General features: G+C 55.4%; 17 protein-coding genes and 2 pseudogenes. 2 read left to right on the top strand and 17 right to left on the bottom strand.

Annotation, left to right across the window (positions count from 1 at the left end):
* Positions 1-241: 241 nt before the first annotated feature.
* The 7 genes and pseudogenes from DOU54_RS13705 to DOU54_RS13675 all read right to left on the bottom strand — a co-directional run bounded on the left by DOU54_RS13705 (position 242) and on the right by DOU54_RS13675 (position 7,200).
* Positions 242-847 carry a DUF1419 domain-containing protein gene (locus tag DOU54_RS13705; RefSeq protein ID WP_113731438.1) on the bottom strand — a complete coding sequence of 202 codons (606 nt, stop codon included), beginning with the start codon at positions 845-847 and terminating at the stop codon, positions 242-244.
* 126 nt (positions 848-973) lie between these two features.
* On the bottom strand, positions 974-1,936 hold the full coding sequence (locus DOU54_RS13700; RefSeq protein WP_113731437.1) for a DUF3991 and toprim domain-containing protein: 963 nt from the start codon (positions 1,934-1,936) through the stop codon (positions 974-976).
* 217 nt (positions 1,937-2,153) lie between these two features.
* Positions 2,154-2,330, bottom strand: coding sequence for a hypothetical protein (locus DOU54_RS27435; RefSeq protein WP_193603343.1), 177 nt, complete (start codon positions 2,328-2,330; stop codon positions 2,154-2,156).
* 276 nt (positions 2,331-2,606) lie between these two features.
* Positions 2,607-3,236 (bottom strand): annotated as a pseudogene (locus DOU54_RS13695) (acyl-homoserine-lactone synthase); the annotation flags it as partial.
* Positions 3,237-3,310: 74 nt separating this feature from the next.
* Positions 3,311-4,051, bottom strand: coding sequence for a LuxR family transcriptional regulator (locus tag DOU54_RS13690; RefSeq protein ID WP_113731446.1), 741 nt, complete (start codon positions 4,049-4,051; stop codon positions 3,311-3,313).
* A gap of 1,299 nt (positions 4,052-5,350) precedes the next feature.
* Entirely contained in the window at positions 5,351-6,139 is a 789-nt protein-coding gene (locus DOU54_RS13680) for a hypothetical protein (RefSeq protein WP_210206202.1), read from the bottom strand.
* 137 nt (positions 6,140-6,276) lie between these two features.
* Positions 6,277-7,200 (bottom strand): DMT family transporter, encoded by a 924-nt coding sequence (locus DOU54_RS13675; RefSeq protein ID WP_113731444.1) that lies wholly within the window; start codon positions 7,198-7,200, stop codon positions 6,277-6,279.
* 123 nt (positions 7,201-7,323) lie between these two features.
* Here DOU54_RS13675 and DOU54_RS13670 point away from each other — a divergent pair, with 123 nt between their 5' ends.
* A complete protein-coding gene (locus tag DOU54_RS13670; RefSeq protein WP_113731443.1) occupies positions 7,324-8,223 on the top strand; it encodes a LysR family transcriptional regulator in 900 nt (299 codons plus the stop codon).
* A gap of 115 nt (positions 8,224-8,338) precedes the next feature.
* On the opposite strand, the gene DOU54_RS13665 is transcribed toward DOU54_RS13670, so the two are convergent.
* The 10 genes and pseudogenes from DOU54_RS13665 to DOU54_RS13625 all read right to left on the bottom strand — a co-directional run bounded on the left by DOU54_RS13665 (position 8,339) and on the right by DOU54_RS13625 (position 19,572).
* Positions 8,339-9,613, bottom strand: a complete 1,275-nt coding sequence (locus tag DOU54_RS13665; protein WP_113731442.1) for an alpha/beta hydrolase — start codon at positions 9,611-9,613, stop codon at positions 8,339-8,341.
* Between the two features lie 16 nt (positions 9,614-9,629).
* On the bottom strand, positions 9,630-12,671 hold the full coding sequence (locus DOU54_RS13660; protein ID WP_113731434.1) for an efflux RND transporter permease subunit: 3,042 nt from the start codon (positions 12,669-12,671) through the stop codon (positions 9,630-9,632).
* On the bottom strand, positions 12,668-13,759 hold the full coding sequence (locus DOU54_RS13655) for an efflux RND transporter periplasmic adaptor subunit (protein WP_113731433.1): 1,092 nt from the start codon (positions 13,757-13,759) through the stop codon (positions 12,668-12,670). Before DOU54_RS13655 ends, DOU54_RS13660 begins: the two co-directional genes overlap by 4 nt.
* A gap of 1 nt (position 13,760) precedes the next feature.
* A complete protein-coding gene (locus DOU54_RS13650) occupies positions 13,761-14,792 on the bottom strand; it encodes an efflux RND transporter periplasmic adaptor subunit (protein WP_113731432.1) in 1,032 nt (343 codons plus the stop codon).
* A 284-nt stretch (positions 14,793-15,076) separates the two neighbouring features.
* Positions 15,077-15,814, bottom strand: coding sequence for a DUF3313 domain-containing protein (locus tag DOU54_RS13645; protein ID WP_279795872.1), 738 nt, complete (start codon positions 15,812-15,814; stop codon positions 15,077-15,079).
* 177 nt (positions 15,815-15,991) lie between these two features.
* Positions 15,992-16,243, bottom strand: a complete 252-nt coding sequence (locus tag DOU54_RS28095) for a hypothetical protein (RefSeq protein ID WP_286079908.1) — start codon at positions 16,241-16,243, stop codon at positions 15,992-15,994.
* Positions 16,244-16,376: 133 nt separating this feature from the next.
* Positions 16,377-16,511, bottom strand: a pseudogene (locus DOU54_RS28090) (SH3 domain-containing protein); the annotation flags it as partial.
* Between the two features lie 220 nt (positions 16,512-16,731).
* Complete coding sequence (locus tag DOU54_RS13635; protein WP_146617365.1) at positions 16,732-16,959, bottom strand: hypothetical protein; 228 nt, start codon at positions 16,957-16,959, stop codon at positions 16,732-16,734.
* Between the two features lie 547 nt (positions 16,960-17,506).
* On the bottom strand, positions 17,507-18,859 hold the full coding sequence (locus DOU54_RS13630) for a sensor histidine kinase (RefSeq protein WP_113731430.1): 1,353 nt from the start codon (positions 18,857-18,859) through the stop codon (positions 17,507-17,509).
* Complete coding sequence (locus DOU54_RS13625; RefSeq protein ID WP_113731439.1) at positions 18,859-19,572, bottom strand: response regulator; 714 nt, start codon at positions 19,570-19,572, stop codon at positions 18,859-18,861. Before DOU54_RS13625 ends, DOU54_RS13630 begins: the two co-directional genes overlap by 1 nt.
* A gap of 245 nt (positions 19,573-19,817) precedes the next feature.
* On the opposite strand from DOU54_RS13625, the gene DOU54_RS13620 reads away from it, so the two are divergent.
* Positions 19,818-20,079, top strand: a 262-nt coding sequence (locus DOU54_RS13620; protein ID WP_146617364.1) for a DUF4158 domain-containing protein, incomplete at its 3' end; no start/stop codon positions are given.

Here is a 20,079-nt window from a genome sequence, read left to right as displayed (position 1 = left end):
GAGGGCAGGGGATGATGCGGGGGGCGTCGGATCTGGATCGTCGTCGTTTGCAACATCAGGTGAGATGCTTGCGAAAGCCGTGACGCCGAGTCCGAGGCCTGAGGAAAGCGCGCTTGAGCCGAATATATCGAGCGTGAACGGATCATTGTTCATCTGAAAACTCCTTGGGTTTGCACGTGCGCCATCGTCCGGTCGAGAATTTGACCGGCTGCGGCACCAGTTTTGCGGGAATGGACTCGGCTCAGGCGGCCAGGGCTGACGGGAGGTGGCGCAGATGCACAGGAAGCTTCGCTGCGACCTCGTCGTCGGTCAGCGTGTCGAGCAGCTTCAGGAAGGTACGTTCCGTGCCGCCATAGAGCATCACCGTTCGCTGGCCTTGCATTGGCTTCGGCCACCGATCGCCGGCATAAGCCCGATATCCGTCCGTAGTCGTGCTCCAGATATGCTCGAGCCTTTCTTGGCGGCTCATTGCGCGGACTGGGCGGGTTTCGCGCGAGACAATCGCCGCGCGCATCGACTCCACGGAGGTCGAGTCGGCAAGATCGCAGTAGGTGTGGAAATATCGGACGGCTTCGTCGATCTGCAGCGCGAAGAAGACCGAGGTTACGGATCCGGTCATGAACTCGCGCATCGCAAAGATCGGACCACGTATCCACAGCGGAGGCAGAAGATTCAGCATGTAATCATAAAGGGTCTCGTCGATCTCGAACCATTCGCCCCTGTAGAGAGTTGAGGCGTCGAACCCTCCCTTGTCGGGGCGTTGACCATGCCGGTCAAACAACCTGAACATTTGCGGACGCGTGGCGACACCTTCGAAAATCTTTCGGATGGTATTTTCGATCTTCATTTCTGGATCCTTTCAGATATCGGGACCAAAGCGATGACCGTCGCGATCATCTTCATCTTCATCTTCAATCCTTCACGATATGTTCCAGGCCGCCGGCATCCCGCGCGGCGGGGTCAAGGGCCGGCCTTAGCCGGGCGAAGCTTCCCTTGACGCAGTCGACCGAGATGCGGCACGCCCTCCTCCTATCTCCCTGTTTGCATTTTCCTCCAATCTGTCCTGCAAGACCTCGTTCCAGTCATCCGCTGGCGGCCGCAAACGCAACCAGTCAGATGACATTGCCTCGCTTAACCCGCGCAAATGGTCCGCGAAAATCTCACCTTGGGGATTTGCGTCAGTCGCACCGACAACTTGCGTTGCAGATCGCGAAATCAGGCTTCTTAAGGCCGCCTCCGTCGTTGGCGACCAGCCGCCACCTGTGCTCACGTAGAGTGTTCCTTCCCGAACGCCCTCGATCGCCGCAAGGCTCATCGCGTCGATCGCAGCTTCGGTGACGCATAGCCGTCTTGCATAGGCAGGACCGAGCCGGAAGAGGGTTTTAGCCCCTCCAGATGCGAAGCCCCGCCAAGCGGGTCCGCGCTCCTCCCATCCTGATAGAGCTCCACTATTGTCCGTATGTGCCGCCCACATGCTTCCGGACGGACCTTCTCTAAGTGCGCCTTCTTGGGCTGCCTGACGAACCACTGAGACCGGAAGAGCGCGTGTCCAGCAAAGATACCGCCATACCTCAGACCCAGGCTCTGGGCGCTTCCGTTGCTCCCAACGGCTGAGCACAGACGCGCGAGGTGTCGTGACCTTCTTCCAGAGCGGCGTCGCCGGGCGAAACCCGCTGAGAGCGGCCACTCGGCTCGCGGCCTCTGCAAAACCGACCTGATCCAGGATAGCAACAAGTGAAAATACATCGCCTTTTGCATCGCTCAGCGGATCGAACCAACCGCGACCACCATGTGTCACGATGACGATCTCAGCGCCTCGCCTGAATTTTCGGGCTCGGCGGGTGCTCTCTTTGACATCGATTGCGAAACCCGATGTTTCGAGTACAGCTTCGCACGCGACCCGATTTCGAAGGTCTTCGATTTCTTTCCTGTCCATTTTCCTTCCGATCCTTTTTTGATCGGTCCTCTCACCGAAATATCTTCCGCAATTCGCGGATCAATTCCGGTCGGCCGCGAAGAGCAAAGGATGCAAGGGCGCGCCTGGCAACTGCCAGAAGTGGTAGGTGTCGAAAGCCAGGCGCGGCGTAGCCTCCCTTGCGTCCGCCGGCTCGCAAGCGGCAAGAACGCTCGCCGCGCGAGCGGCGAAGGCCGGCTCAATGCGCCGGCCAAGGGAAAAACTCGTGCACGATGTCGAGGTCGTCGCCTGCGTCGATCTCGTCGGAGGGCAGGACACCGTACTCGCCGTCGACTTCGAAGACGGTAACCGGGACCATCAGGTCGCGGGAAAGCTGGAAGGCGTGGGACTGTGCGAGCGTGAGATCATACGACATTTGAAGGCTCCATCGGGAGCGGGCCAATTCCCGCTCGATGGCTCCTAAAAAGGCGTGGTCACGGGCGCGATCACCGCGCAGGCGAAGCCAAGCGGCCGCAGCTCGCTAGCGGACCCTTCACGGGTTGATCGTGGAAGATCCGGGACTGGGCCAGGACGCCATCACAAGAGAGCGGGATTGGACTTGATCCGCTTGGTCCGACTGAATCTCGCCGAAATCAGCCTGCAGACGTTCGGAAAGCCTTTCGCCACGAGCTGTAGGCTGGCCCGTTTGCCGTCGAGTAGGATAGCTGCGTCGGTATAGAGGCTCGGATACCTCCAGTTTAGTTCGCATCTGCCTGAGAATTCGGGGGGAGACCTCGAACATGCCGCAGCAAACCGGAAAGCGCCCAAATCCCGTCGCTCGGCCAAGCTCCTCTAGCTCCGCGCCGGCGCGTTCATACAGTCGCTTCAAGTGGGGTTCGTAGTTCGATACTAATGTCTCGATCCCGTGGTCGAGCGCCACCTCACACAAAGCGAGCAAAAGCTGACAAAACGCCTGATCCGGGCGCAACTCGGGCATGTCGCAGCTGATAGCGTCTTCGTCAATGCACATACGCGTGCCCTCCCATATCGTGGGGGCAACTAAGTCGCACGAATTGGGAAAGGTCGTCCGGAAGACGTCGTATAAGAGGGTTGGCCCGGTCGTTGGCAAGAGCCGGACCGTTCCGTAAAGCCTCTTTCCCTCATCATCACACCAGAAAAGGTAGGCGGGATTCAAAGTATCATACAAGTCCTTTTCCATTTCGCCGGACACTGCAACTTTCCAGCCCAGCCGATCCGCAAAAACTCGTTTTCGCAGCAGGAAAGACTGATCGATCAAGTGGGAGAATTTCTCGAACTGATGGGCCTGAACTAAAAGATACATGGGCGTCTCCAACGTGTGTGCGTTGCAGCATGCCAATGTCTCGGGAAGGGTCGTATTCCCCTGGAACGGCACCCTCAGATAGGGGTATTGCCGTAGGGATTGATGAGGCGTAGCTGAATTGCTCGGGCTGTTGCCGCAGTTGTGGTCAAGCATCCCAGCTTATAGCGGGCGGACTTGAGATATGAGCGTATCGTATGCTCCGAGAGACCGAGTATGAGCCCAACGCCCTTATAGTCGTTGCCAAGAGCTAACCAATGAAGGCACTCCATCTCGCGAGGGCTCAGCAGCGGCACTGGGTCATGACGACCAAAGACTTCGAAAATAGCTTTTCGATGTATGAGACGGGCGAGATCAATCCATTCGTCCCGAGCATCGGCGATGATATCGCTCCATTCTTCGTCTGAGGCCGAAGAATTGAGAGAAAGAAGTGCACGACGCGATTTGTCGGCGACAGGTATCGAAAAGCCGTTCCTACCGATGCCATGCCCGGCGGCATCCAGCAGAAATTCCTGTGTTGCTTCGGTCGCCTCAACGTCTCGCCAATCGAATGGAAGCTGGCGGAGAAAACCCTCTGCGACGATGGGGTCAACCGAAACGTATCCTCGCAACAGGTAACGGGCGACCCACGCTTCGTTATAGGTTGTTCGGACAAATGGCGCGTCAACCAAGCTCGCCGTGGTTTGCGACAGGTGGTACGTCACATGATCGATGCGATATGATCGCTGGAATATGGCGAGGGCACTGGCAACATCGTCGCAAGCGTCAATTCCAGAATATGCGAAGTGCAAACGCGAGGACTGATCATCCAAATCCATTACGGGCCTATAGTTTGTATGCGGCGTCGCCGTCATCGAAGCGGCAATCAGAACATACATTAACGTATTGTTTTTTTGGCATTTATCGCAAAATTCAATTTACGGAACTAGCGCGCTCCGAGCTGGGTTTGTCTTCATGTGCCAATCCCACGCGGACTGCATAAGGTCACGCAGCGTGTACTGCGGTTCCCAGCCAACACGGTTTCACCCTGTCATTATTCGCGATCAGCGACGTCGAGTCGCCCCGGCGGCGTTGAAGTAGCGCAGCATCAATCGTAGCTGGACGGAGGCTTCCAAACGCCTCTCTCCGCTAATTTGGACGAGCGAAACGTTCGCCCGATCGCCTTTGCGAGATTAGACGAAGTTATCAAAAGAGTATGGTCAGATAGACCGACATTAATGACTGCGTTTGAATTGGCTACCGCGTTCAGAGGGTCTGTGCCGGCCGACGAAATGATCTTCCTTAATCGCGCTCCGCCCGTTCAAATCTCGTTGATTTTTCGCTAAAGTGCGAAGCATCTTTTCGATATCGGCCTGACTAACATTGTCTGCAGCCATGACTAATCTAATTAGTGGATCTCCCAGGATATCCGAAAAAGACCACTCGACCGTTTCCATCGTACTTCTCCGGTTCCGCATGCGGCTTGGTAACGTAGATTCTTAGCTGAGGTGTGTCAAAAACCAGACCAAAGGACGGCCATTTGCATGAAAATGTAACGATTTATGAAGATACTGCTGCGTCACGAGACATGGCGGCAGCCGGTAGTTCCTCGAAAGAACATCGCCATTGGCTTTCCTTTTCATTCAACGGATTCAAGCATGAATAGAGGCTCTTGACCCGTTTAACTGGATCGCAATGGGCACGAACCCACATTAGCTATGCTAACGCGCAGACGATTTAACTCCACCGGTGGCTTATCTTAAGTTTGCAGCAAGCTCCGAACGGCGGAAGGTAACAAAATGGAGTAGCCTGCCTTTCTTGGGATGAGACAGTTGCACGAAGAGGTGTTTCTCCTCAATCGTTCAATTACGTCAAAGCGATTGCACATCAAGGGATCCAGCAAATACTAAAGACGTGGACATTTTGTTTCTTGTCGCGATCGTGAACAGGACGAAGACGTAGGCCCAGCCAAGAAAGGCGGGCACGAGAGTTAAGCTAAGATTAATTATGGTAGCATGCGGTATGATAACACGAAGGATGCGAAAGTCCCTGGAGGTATCAAACTCCAGGGGTGTTTTAGGATAGCTAAGGAAATTGCGTTCGATGTCTTTGCCAGTCGGCGAACAACCCGGATTAGCTTACTTAACTTTATCAAGCACGACAGGCATTTCGCCGCCGAAGTCGATCCATGGATTTGTACCGAGAAGCTCCGCGTGCGGGACGTTCGATTCGTAACGCATCGTGAATTCCTTCGGACCGTGTGCATAAGCAACAATAAGGCCCTGCTTGGCATCCATAATGCCCGCATGCATTCCAAGGCCATGGTAGCTTACGCGTACTGCCTGATCGTCCAAACTAACTTCATCCACCTGAAAACGGGCGATGGAGCCGTCTTTCATGGTAAAGCCCCAGCGAAACGGCCCGCCGGCGACCACCGTCATGACTTCGTCGACATCCGTGCCATCATCGGCTGAGTTGACGTGCATACGTCCGTACTTCTCCAGCACCGCTTTATGGGTTTTCTGGTCCAGTGCCCTCATGTCATATACTTTTGGATAAGGACCTACCCCTGTCTCCTCGGTCAGAACACCGCCACCGCTTACGGCGGGAGTGCGACCGGCAAGCTTCACCTGTTCGAGCAATTGCGCTTGGTCCATGCCGAAAATCGAGATGAGCTCGTTCTGTTCAGGCTTGGTCAAAGCACGTTTGTGAGACGCCTCAAGGATGGGCTTTGCAGACTGCGGAATGTCGATCGTTTGGATGTGAATCCCGAGAGGCTTCAGTACTTCCTTCACGTTTTCAAGACCGACGACATCCGCACGGCCATTGCTGAACTTGAGCGAGACGATATCTCCGGCCAAGGCATTGGAGGCCGAGATTGCCGCGAATGCAAATGCAGCGGTTGCGAATAAACTTTTCATGTTCATGGTGGATACCTTTACACAGATTACAGGGAAACAATTGGGTTTTGGTTTCGAACCGACTAGCCGCGGTTCTACTTTCGGATGGGTATTCAGAGCGACGGATTGCACCTCCCTTCATTGGATAGTCTCGATGCGAAATGCTATTCGCGAGTTGCGCTCGTCGCTTCGGATCGAGACCAATGCAGGTCTTTCTTTGGCTGACCTGGTTTGCGGCTGCGGCCTATCGCGATGCTCGTGAGCACTAAGCCTATTCCAGCAGCTTGAATGATCGTCAGGGGCTCGGACGCTAGCAATACTCCGAGCATCACACCGGTGACGGGATTGAGCAGGGCGATGATCCCCACTGTGGCAGCCGGCAGGTGACGGAATCCGGTAAACCAGCAGACGTAGGCGAACGCGGTGGCGATCAGACTGATGTAGGAAAAAGCCGCGAATGCCGTGCCGCTAAGAGGGGGCAGCGAGCCTTCGATCAAGGCTGCGACGACGAGAAGTTCGATCCCACCTGCCATCAACTGCCACGCCGTCGTTGCAAGAACCGGCGTGTTGTCGTTCCATCGTTTTGACAGAACGGCTCCCAGTGACATCAGCACCGAAGCACCGAGGACGGCCGCGACTCCCCAAGGGTCCGGAGTTTGACTGGCGGCTCCGACAATGAGCACTACGCCGAGCATACCGATTGCTGCACCAAGAACGAAGCGCCTGGTGATATGTTCGCCAATCAGCACCCAAGCGGTCGCGGCGATGATGAGTGGGCTGAGAGCCCCAACAGAAACCGCGATGCTGGAGGGCAGTCGTTGTGCCGCGATATACAATAGAAGGAAAAAACCACCCATGTTTAGCGAGCCGAGTATGGCGGCTTTCCACCACCACGCGCCTTTTGGGAGCCGACGTGCCACTATGAGCAGGGCGATGCCCGCTGGCAGCGCCCTAAGCGCAGCCCCCCATAACGGTAAGTCAGCAGGCAAGTATCGACTCGTTACGAGATAGGTGGAGCCAAAAAGCATCGAGGCGATGGCTGCCGCCAGCCAACCGCGAAACCTGCTCTCGAAGAGGTACGCATTCATGAGGAATTGTCCTGCTTGACCCGAACGGCGTCGGTGGCCGCTCGCGATATTGTTGTTGCCATGATAATGCATCATCGCTAAGGTTTATGGAAATCGCATTTTCATATGGCTACTATCCACCCCATGGATGAACTTCGTAGGATCGATCTCAACCTGCTTGTGACGCTGCACGCGCTACTCACGGAGAAACATGTCACGCGGGCTGCGGAACGTCTCCACAAGAGCCAACCAGCGGTTAGCTACGCATTGGCGCAGCTCCGGCATCGCTTCAATGACCCTTTGCTTGTGAGAAGAGGGAGCCGGATGGAATTAACGGCGCGTGCGCATGCCATCATCCAACCTCTGCATGACGCCCTGATCAATCTTAATGGCTTACTGGGGGGCGAAATGGAGTTCGATCCCTCCCAGATGCGGGGTCGGTTGCGGCTTGCGATGTCGGATTATGCGACAAGGATCGTCCTGCCTCGCCTGGTTCAGCATGTCCGGAGATTCGCCCCAAACCTCGATCTGGCGATCAGCCAAGCCAGTCGCGACACCATGTTGCTACAGCTTCGCGATGGCGAGCTGGATCTGGGATTGGGATTGTTTCCCGACGTGCCTGAGCACATAAGGGTGCAGTCTTTGTTCACCGAGAGCTATATCAGCATAGCCGATAAAAGCACATTGCCGGACGAGGGCGGACTAGCTTTTGAATGTTGGCTGAACCGTCCTCATGTTCTCGTCGCCCTGAGCCCTGATTCAAATGATGAGATTGAGCAGAAGCTGGCCCTGATGGGGCTTCAACGCCGTGTCGCCGTCGTACTTCCGCATTGGGGAATGGCGGTTGACCTGTTGCCCGGCACTGAGCTGGTCCTCACGATTGCCAGCCGTGCGCTTGAGTTTCAGCCTCAAAACCGGGCCCTGAGAACATTCCCTCCACCATTGGAGCTGTCGCGCTTTGCTTACAAGCAAGGTTGGCACATCCGCTCCGAAAATGACGCGGCTCATCGCTGGCTACGCCAAGCCGTCCTTTCTTGCAGCTAGCGTCGGACGCCACTCGATCGCTGATTGCAAATGAGGGCCGAACCGCTGAAGGTCATGAGGCGATAGGAAGTTTCCGTTGCGACGAGGACCGCGGGGATACTTTCCTCGTCAGCGCTTAGTACGAGATTTCGCCATCGACAAGTTCTGCCCTGGCCCCAGATCTCCCTTGTTCAAGCATTTTTCTCGCCTCGGGGCTGACAACAGCTATCGGTGCTGCAACGATTGTTCTTGCAGCTGAGCCCGCAAAATCGGCAGTCTTGATTGCTGCGATACCGAGGTGATCGGTGAGCGAGACGCTGCCACCTTCGAGCGATTGCCCTGCAAGACGCTTGCCCAGAAGACCAATGATCTCAGGACTGTCAGCGAATGCGTTGTGACCGAGCGCGTCTTTGGACACGGCGGTACTGGTATCGATTACGGTGATGCCGAGTTGCTTGAGAACACTCGCGTATGGTGCGGCATCGATACCGCCGACTCGGTTGACGCCGCCGGATATCCACCGAGAGACTTCAAGCGCGCGGTCCTTTGTCGATGCAAAAATAGTGAACTGCGGCCGCTCTTGCCCCATTTCGATCAATTGCCGGCGAAAGACGTCAACGTCGATATCCGGTGATGCCAACACAACATTCTTGACTTTTGCCGGTATCATCTTTTCCCGCATTGCCACCCCTCTCAGTGCCTCAACGGCAAGCCACGTACCCATTGAATGTGCCAGGATCGTGATGTCACCAACGTCGGGACTGTTGGCCGTCTGCATGATGATGTCTTCAAGCGCGCGCCGAGAATAGTTGGTACTTTCCTTGTCGTAGAGATAGCCGAACGCACTTGCTCGTGAGGGCCACGTGAAGAGGATTGGAGCGGCGTCCGTTCCTGCATCGTGGGCTATTTGTGCAAAGCGGAAGACGGCGTCAGCATAAGTGTTGTTGAAGCCGTGGACGAAAATGATGACCTGCTTTTTGGCATTTCGATTATTCCGGAACCAGGCGCGCGCCTGGCTTTCTGTGGCAATTTTCTCAACGTCGGCCACCGCGAACTCTTTTTGGGGATTCGCGGGGAGGCGCTTTGGCCACTGAACCTCACCGACTTTTCGGGTCCCATCCGGTGGGATCGAAACGGTAATGCTGTTGAGCGAGATCGCAGTACCTCGCTCGCCGGTATAAAGTTCGCCCGCATCGGCCGCCTGTTTCCGGGTGGTTGCGACCAGCATATCGACATGAGCCGTATTTTTGGTGCCCGAGATCACTGGTCGCAGGACCCCTTCCGGACGTCCTGCACAGCCAGAAAGTACAACGAGCAGCACGGGTAGGACAACGGGCCATCTCAACGCTGGCGTGCGCCAAAGTCTGGTCTGCCCTTCGCCATAAAAGACTGCTAGCTGCGTTAAGCCCATCCGAACCGCAATGAGTCTAAACATCACGGGGGATCCTGAACCAGGTAACGTAAAGGGCGGGTAGGAACAGCAGGGTAAGAAGCGTTCCAATGACGATACCGCCCATCATTGCGTACGCCATAGGGCCCCAAAACACTTCGCGTGAGATAGGAATAAGTGCCAATGTGGCGGCCGCCGCTGTCAACATGATTGGCCGCATGCGATGTTCGGTTGCCTCAACAACTGCCCGCCACGGTGGCGTGCCGCTATTGCGCAGATCCTCTATCTGGACGATCAGGATCACCGAGTTCCGGATCAAGATGCCGATCAAGGCGAGGACACCTAGAATCGCCACAAAACCTAAAGGCGCGCGGCTCAGGACCAAGGCGCCGACCACACCAATCAGCGCGAGCGGAGCAACGGAGAACACTAGAAACATCCTGTGGAAGCTTTGTAACTGAGCCATCAACAGCGTCGTCATGACGAATATCATCGCCGGTACCACGCTTATGATCGGCGCTTGAGATTTGCTGCTTTCTTCAACGGTACCGCCAACGGCGATATCGTATCCGGGATCAAGCGTGGCTTTCAATTCGTCCAGCTTTGGCGCAATTTCCTTTACGATCGTGGCTGGCTGGGTCGCGTCGCTGATGCCGGCCTTGATCGTGATAGTCGGAATTCTGTTGCGTCGCCAAATCATTGGTTGCTCCAACTCGTAGTCGAACTTGGCCACGGATGACAGTGGGATCGACTTGCCGTTGCTGCTGGACAGCTGGAGATCAAGCAGACTTTCCACCGAAGCGCGCTCTTTTGCGTCTGCGCGGCCGACCACGTTGATCAGATAGATTGCGTCCCTGATCTGCGTCACGTTCCCGCCTTGGACAACGCCATTCAAAGCGTTTGCGATGTCTTCCGATGAGACGCCCAGCTGGCGTGCCTTATCCTGAAGAACGTCGACCTTGACCACACGCGCGGGTTCATTCCAGTCAAAAACCAATCCATTCAAAGACGAATTTGACATAACGACGCCAGCGGTTTTCTGAGCCAGTTCGCGCACTTTATCGATATCAGGGCCGGATATCCGATACTGGATCGGCCTCCCGACAGGCGGGCCGATGTCCAAAGCTTTTACGAAGGCATCGGTGCCTGGAAAGGTCTTTTGCAGATAAGCCTGGAGATCCGCCTTCAGCTTGTCACGGACGTCAAGACCTTTTGAAACGATGACGATTTGCCCGAAGGTCGCGTCGTCTGGCTGGACGTCGAAAGAAAGAATGAACCGAGGCGCTCCCCTTCCAACGTAACTCGACCAGTGATCTATATCGGGATTGTTGACAAGCTTTTCCCGCTCGAACTGTGCCATCTGCCGGTTCGTCTCGGCCACGGAACTGTTTTGCGGCAAATTCCAATCGACGACCAACTCTGGGCGATCAGAGCTGGGGAAGAACTGTTGCTGAACAAGGGACATGCCAGCAACGGAGAGACCGAAGGCCACAAGCGTTGCGGCGATCGTCACCCATCGGAACCTTAAGCATAGCTGAAGCAACCACGAGAAGGCCGCGCCGGAACGGCTCCTGTGAGCTTCGTGCTTTTTCATAGTTTTGGGCAGGATGGTCACCCCCAGCAAGGGTGTGAAAAGAACAGCGACGATCCACGACACGGTCAAGGATACAGCGAGCACCACAAAGAGGGTGAAGGTAAACTCGCCGGCATTGCTATTGTTGAAGCCGATCGGAAGAAAGCCAGCGACGGTCACCAGTGTCCCGGTCAGCATCGGGAAAGCGGTATGAGTGTATACATAGGTTGCGGCTTTGCGAAGACTGTCACCGACTTCGAGCCTGGCGACCATCATTTCGACGGCGATCATCGCATCGTCGACTAGGAGCCCGAGCGCAATGATCAGCGCACCGAGCGATATGCGCTGCAGTGAAATACCCGAATATTGCATCACCATGAAGGTGATGGCGAGCACGAGCGGAATCGAAATCGCCACAACGAGGCCGGCTCGAAAGCCCAGACTGATGAAGCTGATGGCGAGCACAATCGCGACCGCCTCGAATAATGCCTTAGTGAAGCCGGACACAGCTTCGTCGACGACTGCCGGCTGGTCCGATACCTGGTCTACTGACACGCCGACAGGAAGATCCTGAACGACGCGCTCTAGCATCCGTTCGAGATCTTGTCCGAATTCCAGAAGATTACCTCCAGCCTTCATGCCGATAGCAAGTCCTATTGCTGGCTGTCCGTTGAACCGGAAGAGCGATGAGGGAGGGTCAATATATCCCCTTTTGACGTTTGCGACGTCCGTCAGTGGAAAGAAACGGTCGTTGACGCGAAGATTGATCGCGCGAAGGCTGTCCTCGGAGATGAAACGCCCACCGACACGAAGCGCAATACGCTCAGCGCCCGCATCGATGAATCCAGACTGCGTAACGGCGTTCTGATCGCGCAGGCTCGCGACGATATCAGACTGGTTGAGGCCGAGTGCGGCAATCTTGCGCGTGGAGAATTCCAGGTAGACAACCTCGTCCTGTGCGCCGATAATATCGACTCTACCGACATTCGGCACCGTCAGGACTTTGGTGCGAGCATCCTCGACAAGGTCCCGCAACTGTCTCTGATTGAGATCTTTTGCCGTGAAGGCAAAGATGTTTCCGTAAACGTCTCCAAACTGGTCATTATAAAAGGGCCCAACAACGCCTGAGGGAAACTGCTGCTGGATGTCGCCGATCATATTGCGCACGCGCTGCCAGGTCGCTGGAACGTTTCTGGCTTTTGTCGTTGTCAGCAAATCAACGAAGATTGTTGTCCTTCCCGCGGTTGTGACACTACGCGTTCGGTCCAGACTATCCAGCTCTTGCAGCTTCTTCTCGATACGATCAGTGACCTGCTGCGTTACCTCTTCTGCCGAGGCTCCCGGCCATTGCGCTTGGATCACCATCGTTTTGATTGTAAAGGACGGGTCTTCCTCGCGCCCGAGATTAAGATAGGCGTACAACCCCGCAAATGTGAACGCTATCATAAAGTACCAGACGAATGAGCGGTGCTCGAGCGCCCAGTCCGAGAGATTGAAATCTTTCATCGGCGCAGCTCCTGTCCAAGTCTCACCTTCTGACCCTGCTCAAGCTTCTCAATGCCAGCGACAACAATCTTTTCACCGACATTCAGCCCGGATACCACTCTTATAAGCGGCGCATCCGATCGCACCGCTTCTAACTCCACGGCCCGCGCAGACACGGTGAGGGAACTGGCATCTAACAGCCAAATTTCGGCAGCGCCGTTTTTGAAAGTAACTGCCGACCGCGGCAGTACGATTGCAGTCTTCTGCTGAGCGTGTGGAAGGGTAATGGTCACCACGGACCCAAAGCGGAAAAAGCTTGGCGCCGCATCAACGGCGATTTTAACCCGATGGGTTCGTGTATCTGTGTCCGCTTGGGGTGCGATCTCTCGGATACGGCCGGTCGTTCGCAACTCCTCATTGAGCTGCAACGCGACATTCACAACGGCCCCTGAGTTGATCAGACGCAGCTGCGATTCGGGAACATCGATAACGACATCGCGCTGATCGAGACGCGCGAGTTTAACCGCGGCCTGACCAGCAGTTGTCGTTTGCCCGACCTCGATGGATGTCGATGTGATGACCCCAGGAAACTCGGCGGTCAGTTTGGAATAACCTAGTTGCTCTTCTGCTTTCGAAAGATCGGCTTCCGCTCTTGCGGTGTTTGCCTGAGCGGACTTGAGACCTTGTTCGGCAAGCTCTAGGTCAGCTTCGCTGGCACTGTTCTTCGATGCCAATATACGCTTTCGACGTTCGTTTATCTGGGCATTCTCAAGTTGTGCTTTGGCATTTTGCAAATCAGCATTCGCCTGCGTGACGGACAGTTGCAAGGAAAGCGAATCGATCTCTGCGACGACATCGTCCTTCGCTACGACATCACCTGCCTCGACCTTGCGGGATATAACGCGTCCGAGGACACGGAAAGCAAGTTCCGTTTCTATGCGAGGCTGAATAATGCCGGCGAATTTCAGCCCCTCGTCCTGGCCAGTTTGCGCTTCCTGCCAAATGACGGGCCTTGGGATCCCATCCTGGGCGAATCCGATGTGGGAAGCTGCAAGCAACGCCAAAATCGAGGCAGTGATAGCCAGCACTAGGGAAGATTTATTCTGCATCTTAATTTTCTTTCCAGGTCACTGCCTGTTCTGGTCTCAAGAACTTGCCACCTTCGGTGACGACAAGTTCCCCAGGAGAAACACCTGAGGCGACGGAAAAGTCGCCCGTGCGGTAATCCGATACTATGATGGGCCGCAAAGCGACGGTTCGGCTGGCCATGTCCACAACCCAGACAGCCGGCTTCCCTTCAAACGAGGTCATTGCGCTCCAAGGGAGCGCAATGGCTACAAGCGGGGGAGCAGCAAAGCGCCCCACGACCGGCGCGCCCAATGGCCATTGCACGTTTTCGGGGAGCGCCGCTTTTACACGGATGGTCCCGGTCGTCGTGTCGATCACAGGTGCAATCTCACGAATGGCAGTCGTAAGGCTGCTGCGAGGGTCGGATACCGGTGTGACCACCGCCTGATCACTGGTTTGAACCGTTAAGAAAAAAGCTTCGAAGACATCAAAAACCGCGTCGCGCGGCCCGTCGTGGGCCAGGGTGAAGGAAGGTTGAGCAGCTGAGACAACTTGCCCGACCTCGATGTTGCGTGCGGTTATCGTACCGTTTGCTTCGGCCTTGAGTTCAGTATGGGAAAGTTCCTCGCGCGCAATGGCTAGAGATGCCTCGGCGGATTCCGAGGTCCCTCTAGCGACCGCAAGGTCTTCTGTAGCCTGGTCAAGAGTTTGCTGGGCCACTGTGCTGGTTTCCACCAGGGCCTCATAACGACGATAGGCAAGTTCCTTCTGCCTGAGCGTGGCTTGTGCAGATAGTAGATTAGCCTCGGCTGACACGACGTCGGCACGCTGCTGGGTATCGTCGATGCGTGCAATCACATCCCCATTTTGCACATGCGAGCCGACATCAACCAACCTTTCGACGATTTTTCCCGCTGTCCTGAATGCAAGGTCGGTCTGGACACGAGCTCGTACTTCTCCTGTAACTTCCGCAATTCGTTGACGCTCCTTCGAAGCGGCTTCCAAGACCCGCACACCCTGCGCAGGCACAACTGAAGTCTTCTCACTCTCACAAGCGGCAATCAGACATGCCATGATGGGAAATAAGATTGCCCGTTTGAGAACGGGCGCTGGGCCGGGCTGCAGAACGCGACGGCGCGGCCGCAGAAAAGAAGATATTTTCGAGAGCTTGGTGAGGCGTTGCCAAGCGGTGCGAGGGCGGTTGTTGCAACCGAACGTTATGCGCCTCAATTTTTTCCAATATCTGCAAGTCAGAGTGTATCTCCTGTTGGTTTGCCTCGTCTTGATCCAGCGGGTTCAGTGGCGCGTCCAACGATGAAAGGTAGCCGCTACGTAACATTCGGGTTCAACAGTTGACGCTATCTGGGATACGTCGAGAGCTCCTTATCGAGTCCCTCTGAGGCGGATCGTATTCCAGCTTTGGCCGCGTCCAGTCCTCTGAAATTCGACGTTATATCGAGCGCGTTTGCGCTGCTGGAGCCGACATAGGCGTAAAGAAGCGTGCCGGTTTCAGCGTCTTCGATTTCGACGGCGTAGGAAACCCAGCCCGAGAATGTCCCGGGCCTTCCTGCGACTTGCGCACCCGCATTTATGACGAGACCGACAGGCAGGACGTGCGACACCGTCGATAGAACGGGTGTGCTAGACTTTGCGCCAGTCAAGGTCAGCTTGATGCTAAGCGTACCTGGTCCGGGTTGGCTAACGAGTTGAAACCGTTTGCCAAGGACCTTGACAAACTGGGTGCTCATATACGCAGCAAGGGTCTGTTGGTCGCCGTCCGATAACTTTCCGAATTGAGCATCGGGACCAGCATAGATTGATGCGGGAAGAATAATCGCACGAGAGTAAGAAGAAAAATCGGTGCCTGCACGTTGATATGCGTAAGGCTTTTTCGCATCCGAGGTTGGCCTCAAGACTGCGGATGATGAAAGCGCCTGAGATGGGGTTGAGGTAGTCGCACATCCGGAAATCGTCAGCACTGTTGCGCAAGCGGCAAAGATACGGATCCAAGCTGGCGGAACTGTACGAATTCTTGACCCCTCGTCGCCCATTGAGCTCAGATGAGCCAAGATGTAGTCAGCATTTTCGCGGTTCATATGTTAGCCTCGTACCACTGCGCACTGTCCTGGATGTTCCGTGAAACTGACCACTGTAGGATTCCGGAGGAGCGTAACCGCCGGTCTATCCCGGCTTTTCCTGTGAAAGGCTTACACCTCTGCATCCTTTGAATGCGATGCAGAGGTGTAAGCCAGCGTTTTGGTTTTAGCGTTCGATTACGCCTCTACGGAATTGAAGCTCGCCACCCGGCTGGCGGGTAACACCCGCTCCGCCGCAGTAATTTGGGCCACAGCCGCCTCGTCCTGCAAACCCGCCGCCAGCCGGCCCGCGCATGACAGCTGTCCCGCCGCAGGCTGCACCAACGCAACCCCCTCTTGCCGCCGCTGCACCACCATAAGGCCCTCGAACCACACCAGCTTGTCGCGCGACACCGGCGGGTCCGCCGTAGTAGGTTCCCCATTGGCCATACCAAGGCTTGCTGGCATAGTAATTATTCCAATAGGCCTGATTGAAAGCGACAACAGCCAGTCCGACTGCGGGTATAATTGCCGGATTGAGGGCAACCGTACGCCCTTCGTAGGTCGTGTAGATGTAATTGGCCGCGACCCATCCACGTGCACCGCCCCAAGAGACATCGCACCAAGAACCGCTATTCAAGCAACCAAACACGGTGAGAGCTGCATTCGGGGGCATTGTGATAACCACAGGATACCAGGTTCCTGGTCCAGCCCTCATGTTAAGACTGGTAACGGTCGCCCCTCCGGTTGCCGCGGAAGCGATACCCGCTGGCACGACAGCAAGAATTGTAAGTGCGAGCACTACGTGGCGAAGCACGAAACGCCAAGGATTCAAATCGGTTATATAGTGTCGTAGTTGCGACATTGTTTTTTCCTATGCCAATATAGTTCGCTTTGCGAAGAAAACAGAGAAGGGAACGCAAGTGCAGAGTGACGGCTCATATGCCTGTAAGAACGCCCGGAAGCGACGCAGCTTTTTTCGAGCTCGGACCGTCATCCAGAGGGACATCTCCAGCGCCTACATGATCGAGGCAATCTTCAAGCTGGGCGCCTAAAGCGTCAACCGCGTCTGCGACGACATCGGCGTCCTCGCCGAGCTGTCGACCGAAAGTCTCCACTTTGAAATAGGCATAGAGTTCTGGCGCGCATTCTTTGGCCGCTTCCATGTCAACCACCTCCGACGTGGCCATTTTGATACTCGCCTTCGGATGAGCTTGTAGCGGTGCGCTCGATACTAGGACGCTAAGGAAACCCAGCGTTCCAACTGAGAAATGCGATACATTTCGCTTTGGCGTAGGTCCTGTCATAATGTCAACCTTTCCTCGGAAAACAGGTGGCTGTTGAGTGAGGAGAGATTACAGGGACTGCTTGTGCGCAGTATCTCTAGTACGTATGAAACGGTAGAGATTTGTCATCGAATGTAACGATTTGTAACCGCCAGAATGAATGCAAGCGCAGAGCGAACGTCGTTCCACACGATTGCAAACCTCAGAAGGGAGCAATATCAGTCCAAATCTTCTTGGCCCTGTGGAACGTGCGGAGTAAAAATTAGATGACTAGCTTCACTGCCGCATTCGTCGAGACACCTCGCATTCTGTTGCACTGAGAATGATTGCGTATTTCTGCTGTCCAAGGGCGACTTGGCAGTCATGTGATTTGCATGAGGATAATAGCCGGAGTCAGCTCGGGTTTCGAGGCCAGGTCCAGGTTCGACTAGGTGGGAACAAAAAGTGGAAGAGCCACAATGACGCTTGCTCCGCCGCTGTCGGCCTGGCCTATCGTGATTGCCCCACCATGAGCCTCGACCAGATTACGGACGATGGATAGGCCCAGTCCTGCACCACCGGTGCTTCGATTTCGGGACGTCTCGATGCGCACGAACGGTTCCAATAGCAACTGTCTAAAGTCAGCAGGAATGCCAGGGCCGTCATCATCAATTCTCAGCGTGATGTCCGAGGCGGTGGTTTGCACATGCACGCGAGCGGCTATTCCATATTTTAGCGCATTGTCTATGAGGTTTGATATCACACGCCGGAGCGATAATCGGTCGCCAAGAACGAGGGCCCCCACAGCGTTTGGGTCGATATATGATTCGACCGCATGTCCACTTGAACGGCGATCGTGTACCTCAGCGGTAACGAGTGCCTCGAACTCGAGCAGTTCTTCACTAAGCTCGCCGGCCCCGGCTCGGCTTGCTAACAAAGCGTCATCGAGTAATCGTATCATGTCAGAAATGTCTTCTATTGCGCGATCGCGTTCCTGAGCATCCGGAATCTGATCAATGCGGAGGCGCAGTCGTGTCGCGAAGGTGCGAACATCGTGTGAGATACCGCCCAACAGCGCCATGCGGGAGCGAAGAAGATGCGAGAGGCGTATCTGGAGGCGGTCGAAGGCCGCTGCCAATGCGCGTATCTCCAGCGTCCCTGATCTCGCGCGCGGCAGAGGGGCGGGCTCAGTTGCAAAGTCAATCTTGTCGACCGCGCGTGCAAGCTCGGAGAGGGGAAGGGTTGCCGACCAAAGTACGAGCAACATAACAAGCGCAATCACCGTGCCGATCAAACCGGCGCCAAATCCGACGGGGACTCCGAGTGGGGAGACGGCATATGGGGTTTTGCTGTTGATGACGAGAACGTCGCCCGTTCTGAGCGCAATGCGGATTTTCAGAATGTTCCGAGGCTTTGCTGACAGGACACCCACCGTCCAATTGTAAATTGTAATTGGTGCCGCGGTGACTTTAACCGCTCTATCTCCCAAGCGTTCCCCATATTCTCGCGTCAGGCTTTCCTCGGTCGCGGCGGCGTCCTCCGATGGCCTTTGACGGTCATCCTCAAGGCGGGGATCCAAGAGATTCGAGCGAACTGCGTCAAGCACACGGCGACGTTCTCCCGCATCGCCAGCGCGCTCGACGATATCCACAATGGCAGCAATCTTATCAGGCGGCGGCCGAACATTCTGTTGTTGTGAATTGTAGCTACGATAGACGTTGGCGATGACCACCAGCCAAACAACGATCACTGCTACCACTGTGATCGATATGAGCCGCCCAGCGAGACCGAGGGGCAACATCAGGTCACGGTTTTCACTGTTGCAGTGAAGAGATAGCCCCCGTTTCGAACAGTGGTAATCAATTTTGATCCCGGGCTGGACGCATCAAGTTTTTTGCGAACCCTGGACACAAGCATGTCCACCGTACGGTCAAAGGGATCACTATTGCGGCCGTGGGTCCAGTCGAGAATTTGGTCGCGCGTGAGCACGCGCCTCGGCCTTTGAACAAAGCATGCCAGAAGATCGAACTCGGCGCTCGTTAAGCCGAGATCCGGGCCGTCGGTGCCGATCACCACCCGGCCATCGAGATCGACGATGAATTTGTCAAACGCTAGACGTCGCATTGGAGCAGGTTGATCCTTGGACTTGACGCGACGGATTAGAGCACGCACGCGAGCCAGTAGTTCGCGGGGACCAAATGGTTTCACCAGATAATCGTCGGCTCCCATTTCAAGGCCGAGCACTCGGTCAATCTCCTCACCTTTGGCCGTGAGCATCAAGATCGGCACGGCATAGCTGTTGCACAAGCGTCTGCAGATGGACAATCCGTCCTCGCCAGGAAGCATTAAGTCGAGAATGATAAGGTCAGGACATATACGACCCAAGACGTCGTCCATATCTATTGCGTCCTTAGCTTGCTCGACGGCAAAACCTTCTGACGTAAGCAGGGCGCAGACCAGAGCCCGGATATCGGCATCGTCTTCGACTATAAGGATGGTTGTAGGAGTTTCCATGTCTATTATGTCGAGCATCAAAAACAAAGAATCAAGCGATTTGTACCGAATTTACAAATTGGGGTCAGAACAAGAGCAGTCCGAAATCGTACGCTAGGGCCGAACGAAACCGGAACGATGTTGTAGATCGGATGTGCAGCATCCGGATCTCTGTGGATTGCCGTCGACATGCGCCAGTTTTGATTTTTCTGTCCGGTCCGACTCGACAACGCTTCACACAGGTTGGTCGTTAATGGAGTCGGGCGATGGCAAAGCGCAAACTTCTCAAAGATCAAGATCGCCGAAAACTTGTCGACATACCAGTCGACGAGGATAACCTAATCCGACACTATTCGTTGTCATTGGCGGATCGCCTGGAGATTGAACTGCGGAGACGTAATCACAATCGGCTCGGCTTCGCCATCCAGCTATGTCTAATGCGATACCCGGGTCGAGTGCTTGGAGCAGAAGAAACTCCGCCTCGCGCCATGCTGAAGTATGTTGCTGATCAGATCGGCGCCGCTCCAG

The organism is Agrobacterium sp. MS2, assembly GCF_003261015.1.
GTDB classification, from domain to species: domain Bacteria; phylum Pseudomonadota; class Alphaproteobacteria; order Rhizobiales; family Rhizobiaceae; genus Agrobacterium; species Agrobacterium pusense.
Note: the sequence above shows the minus strand (reverse complement) of the source record. Positions and strands in the feature narration are given on the sequence as shown.

What these genes read in the sequence shown, in the direction of transcription:
- DOU54_RS13660 (WP_113731434.1), bottom strand. Translation starts at nt 12,671, where the DNA reads ATGAAAGATTTCAATCTCTCGGACTGGGCGCTCGAGCACCGCTCATTC.
- DOU54_RS13680 (WP_210206202.1), bottom strand. Translation starts at nt 6,139, where the DNA reads ATGAACATGAAAAGTTTATTCGCAACCGCTGCATTTGCATTCGCGGCA.
- DOU54_RS13665 (WP_113731442.1), bottom strand. Translation starts at nt 9,613, where the DNA reads ATGGGCTTAACGCAGCTAGCAGTCTTTTATGGCGAAGGGCAGACCAGA.
- DOU54_RS27435 (WP_193603343.1), bottom strand. Translation starts at nt 2,330, where the DNA reads ATGTCGTATGATCTCACGCTCGCACAGTCCCACGCCTTCCAGCTTTCC.
- DOU54_RS13635 (WP_146617365.1), bottom strand. Translation starts at nt 16,959, where the DNA reads ATGGAAGCGGCCAAAGAATGCGCGCCAGAACTCTATGCCTATTTCAAA.
- DOU54_RS13675 (WP_113731444.1), bottom strand. Translation starts at nt 7,200, where the DNA reads ATGAATGCGTACCTCTTCGAGAGCAGGTTTCGCGGTTGGCTGGCGGCA.
- DOU54_RS13670 (WP_113731443.1), top strand. Translation starts at nt 7,324, where the DNA reads ATGGATGAACTTCGTAGGATCGATCTCAACCTGCTTGTGACGCTGCAC.
- DOU54_RS13655 (WP_113731433.1), bottom strand. Translation starts at nt 13,759, where the DNA reads ATGCAGAATAAATCTTCCCTAGTGCTGGCTATCACTGCCTCGATTTTG.
- DOU54_RS13645 (WP_279795872.1), bottom strand. Translation starts at nt 15,814, where the DNA reads ATGAACCGCGAAAATGCTGACTACATCTTGGCTCATCTGAGCTCAATG.
- DOU54_RS13650 (WP_113731432.1), bottom strand. Translation starts at nt 14,792, where the DNA reads ATGGCATGTCTGATTGCCGCTTGTGAGAGTGAGAAGACTTCAGTTGTG.
- DOU54_RS13690 (WP_113731446.1), bottom strand. Translation starts at nt 4,051, where the DNA reads ATGGATTTGGATGATCAGTCCTCGCGTTTGCACTTCGCATATTCTGGA.
- DOU54_RS13625 (WP_113731439.1), bottom strand. Translation starts at nt 19,572, where the DNA reads ATGGAAACTCCTACAACCATCCTTATAGTCGAAGACGATGCCGATATC.
- DOU54_RS13705 (WP_113731438.1), bottom strand. Translation starts at nt 847, where the DNA reads ATGAAGATCGAAAATACCATCCGAAAGATTTTCGAAGGTGTCGCCACG.
- DOU54_RS28095 (WP_286079908.1), bottom strand. Translation starts at nt 16,243, where the DNA reads ATGGCCAATGGGGAACCTACTACGGCGGACCCGCCGGTGTCGCGCGAC.
- DOU54_RS13630 (WP_113731430.1), bottom strand. Translation starts at nt 18,859, where the DNA reads ATGTTGCCCCTCGGTCTCGCTGGGCGGCTCATATCGATCACAGTGGTA.
- DOU54_RS13700 (WP_113731437.1), bottom strand. Translation starts at nt 1,936, where the DNA reads ATGGACAGGAAAGAAATCGAAGACCTTCGAAATCGGGTCGCGTGCGAA.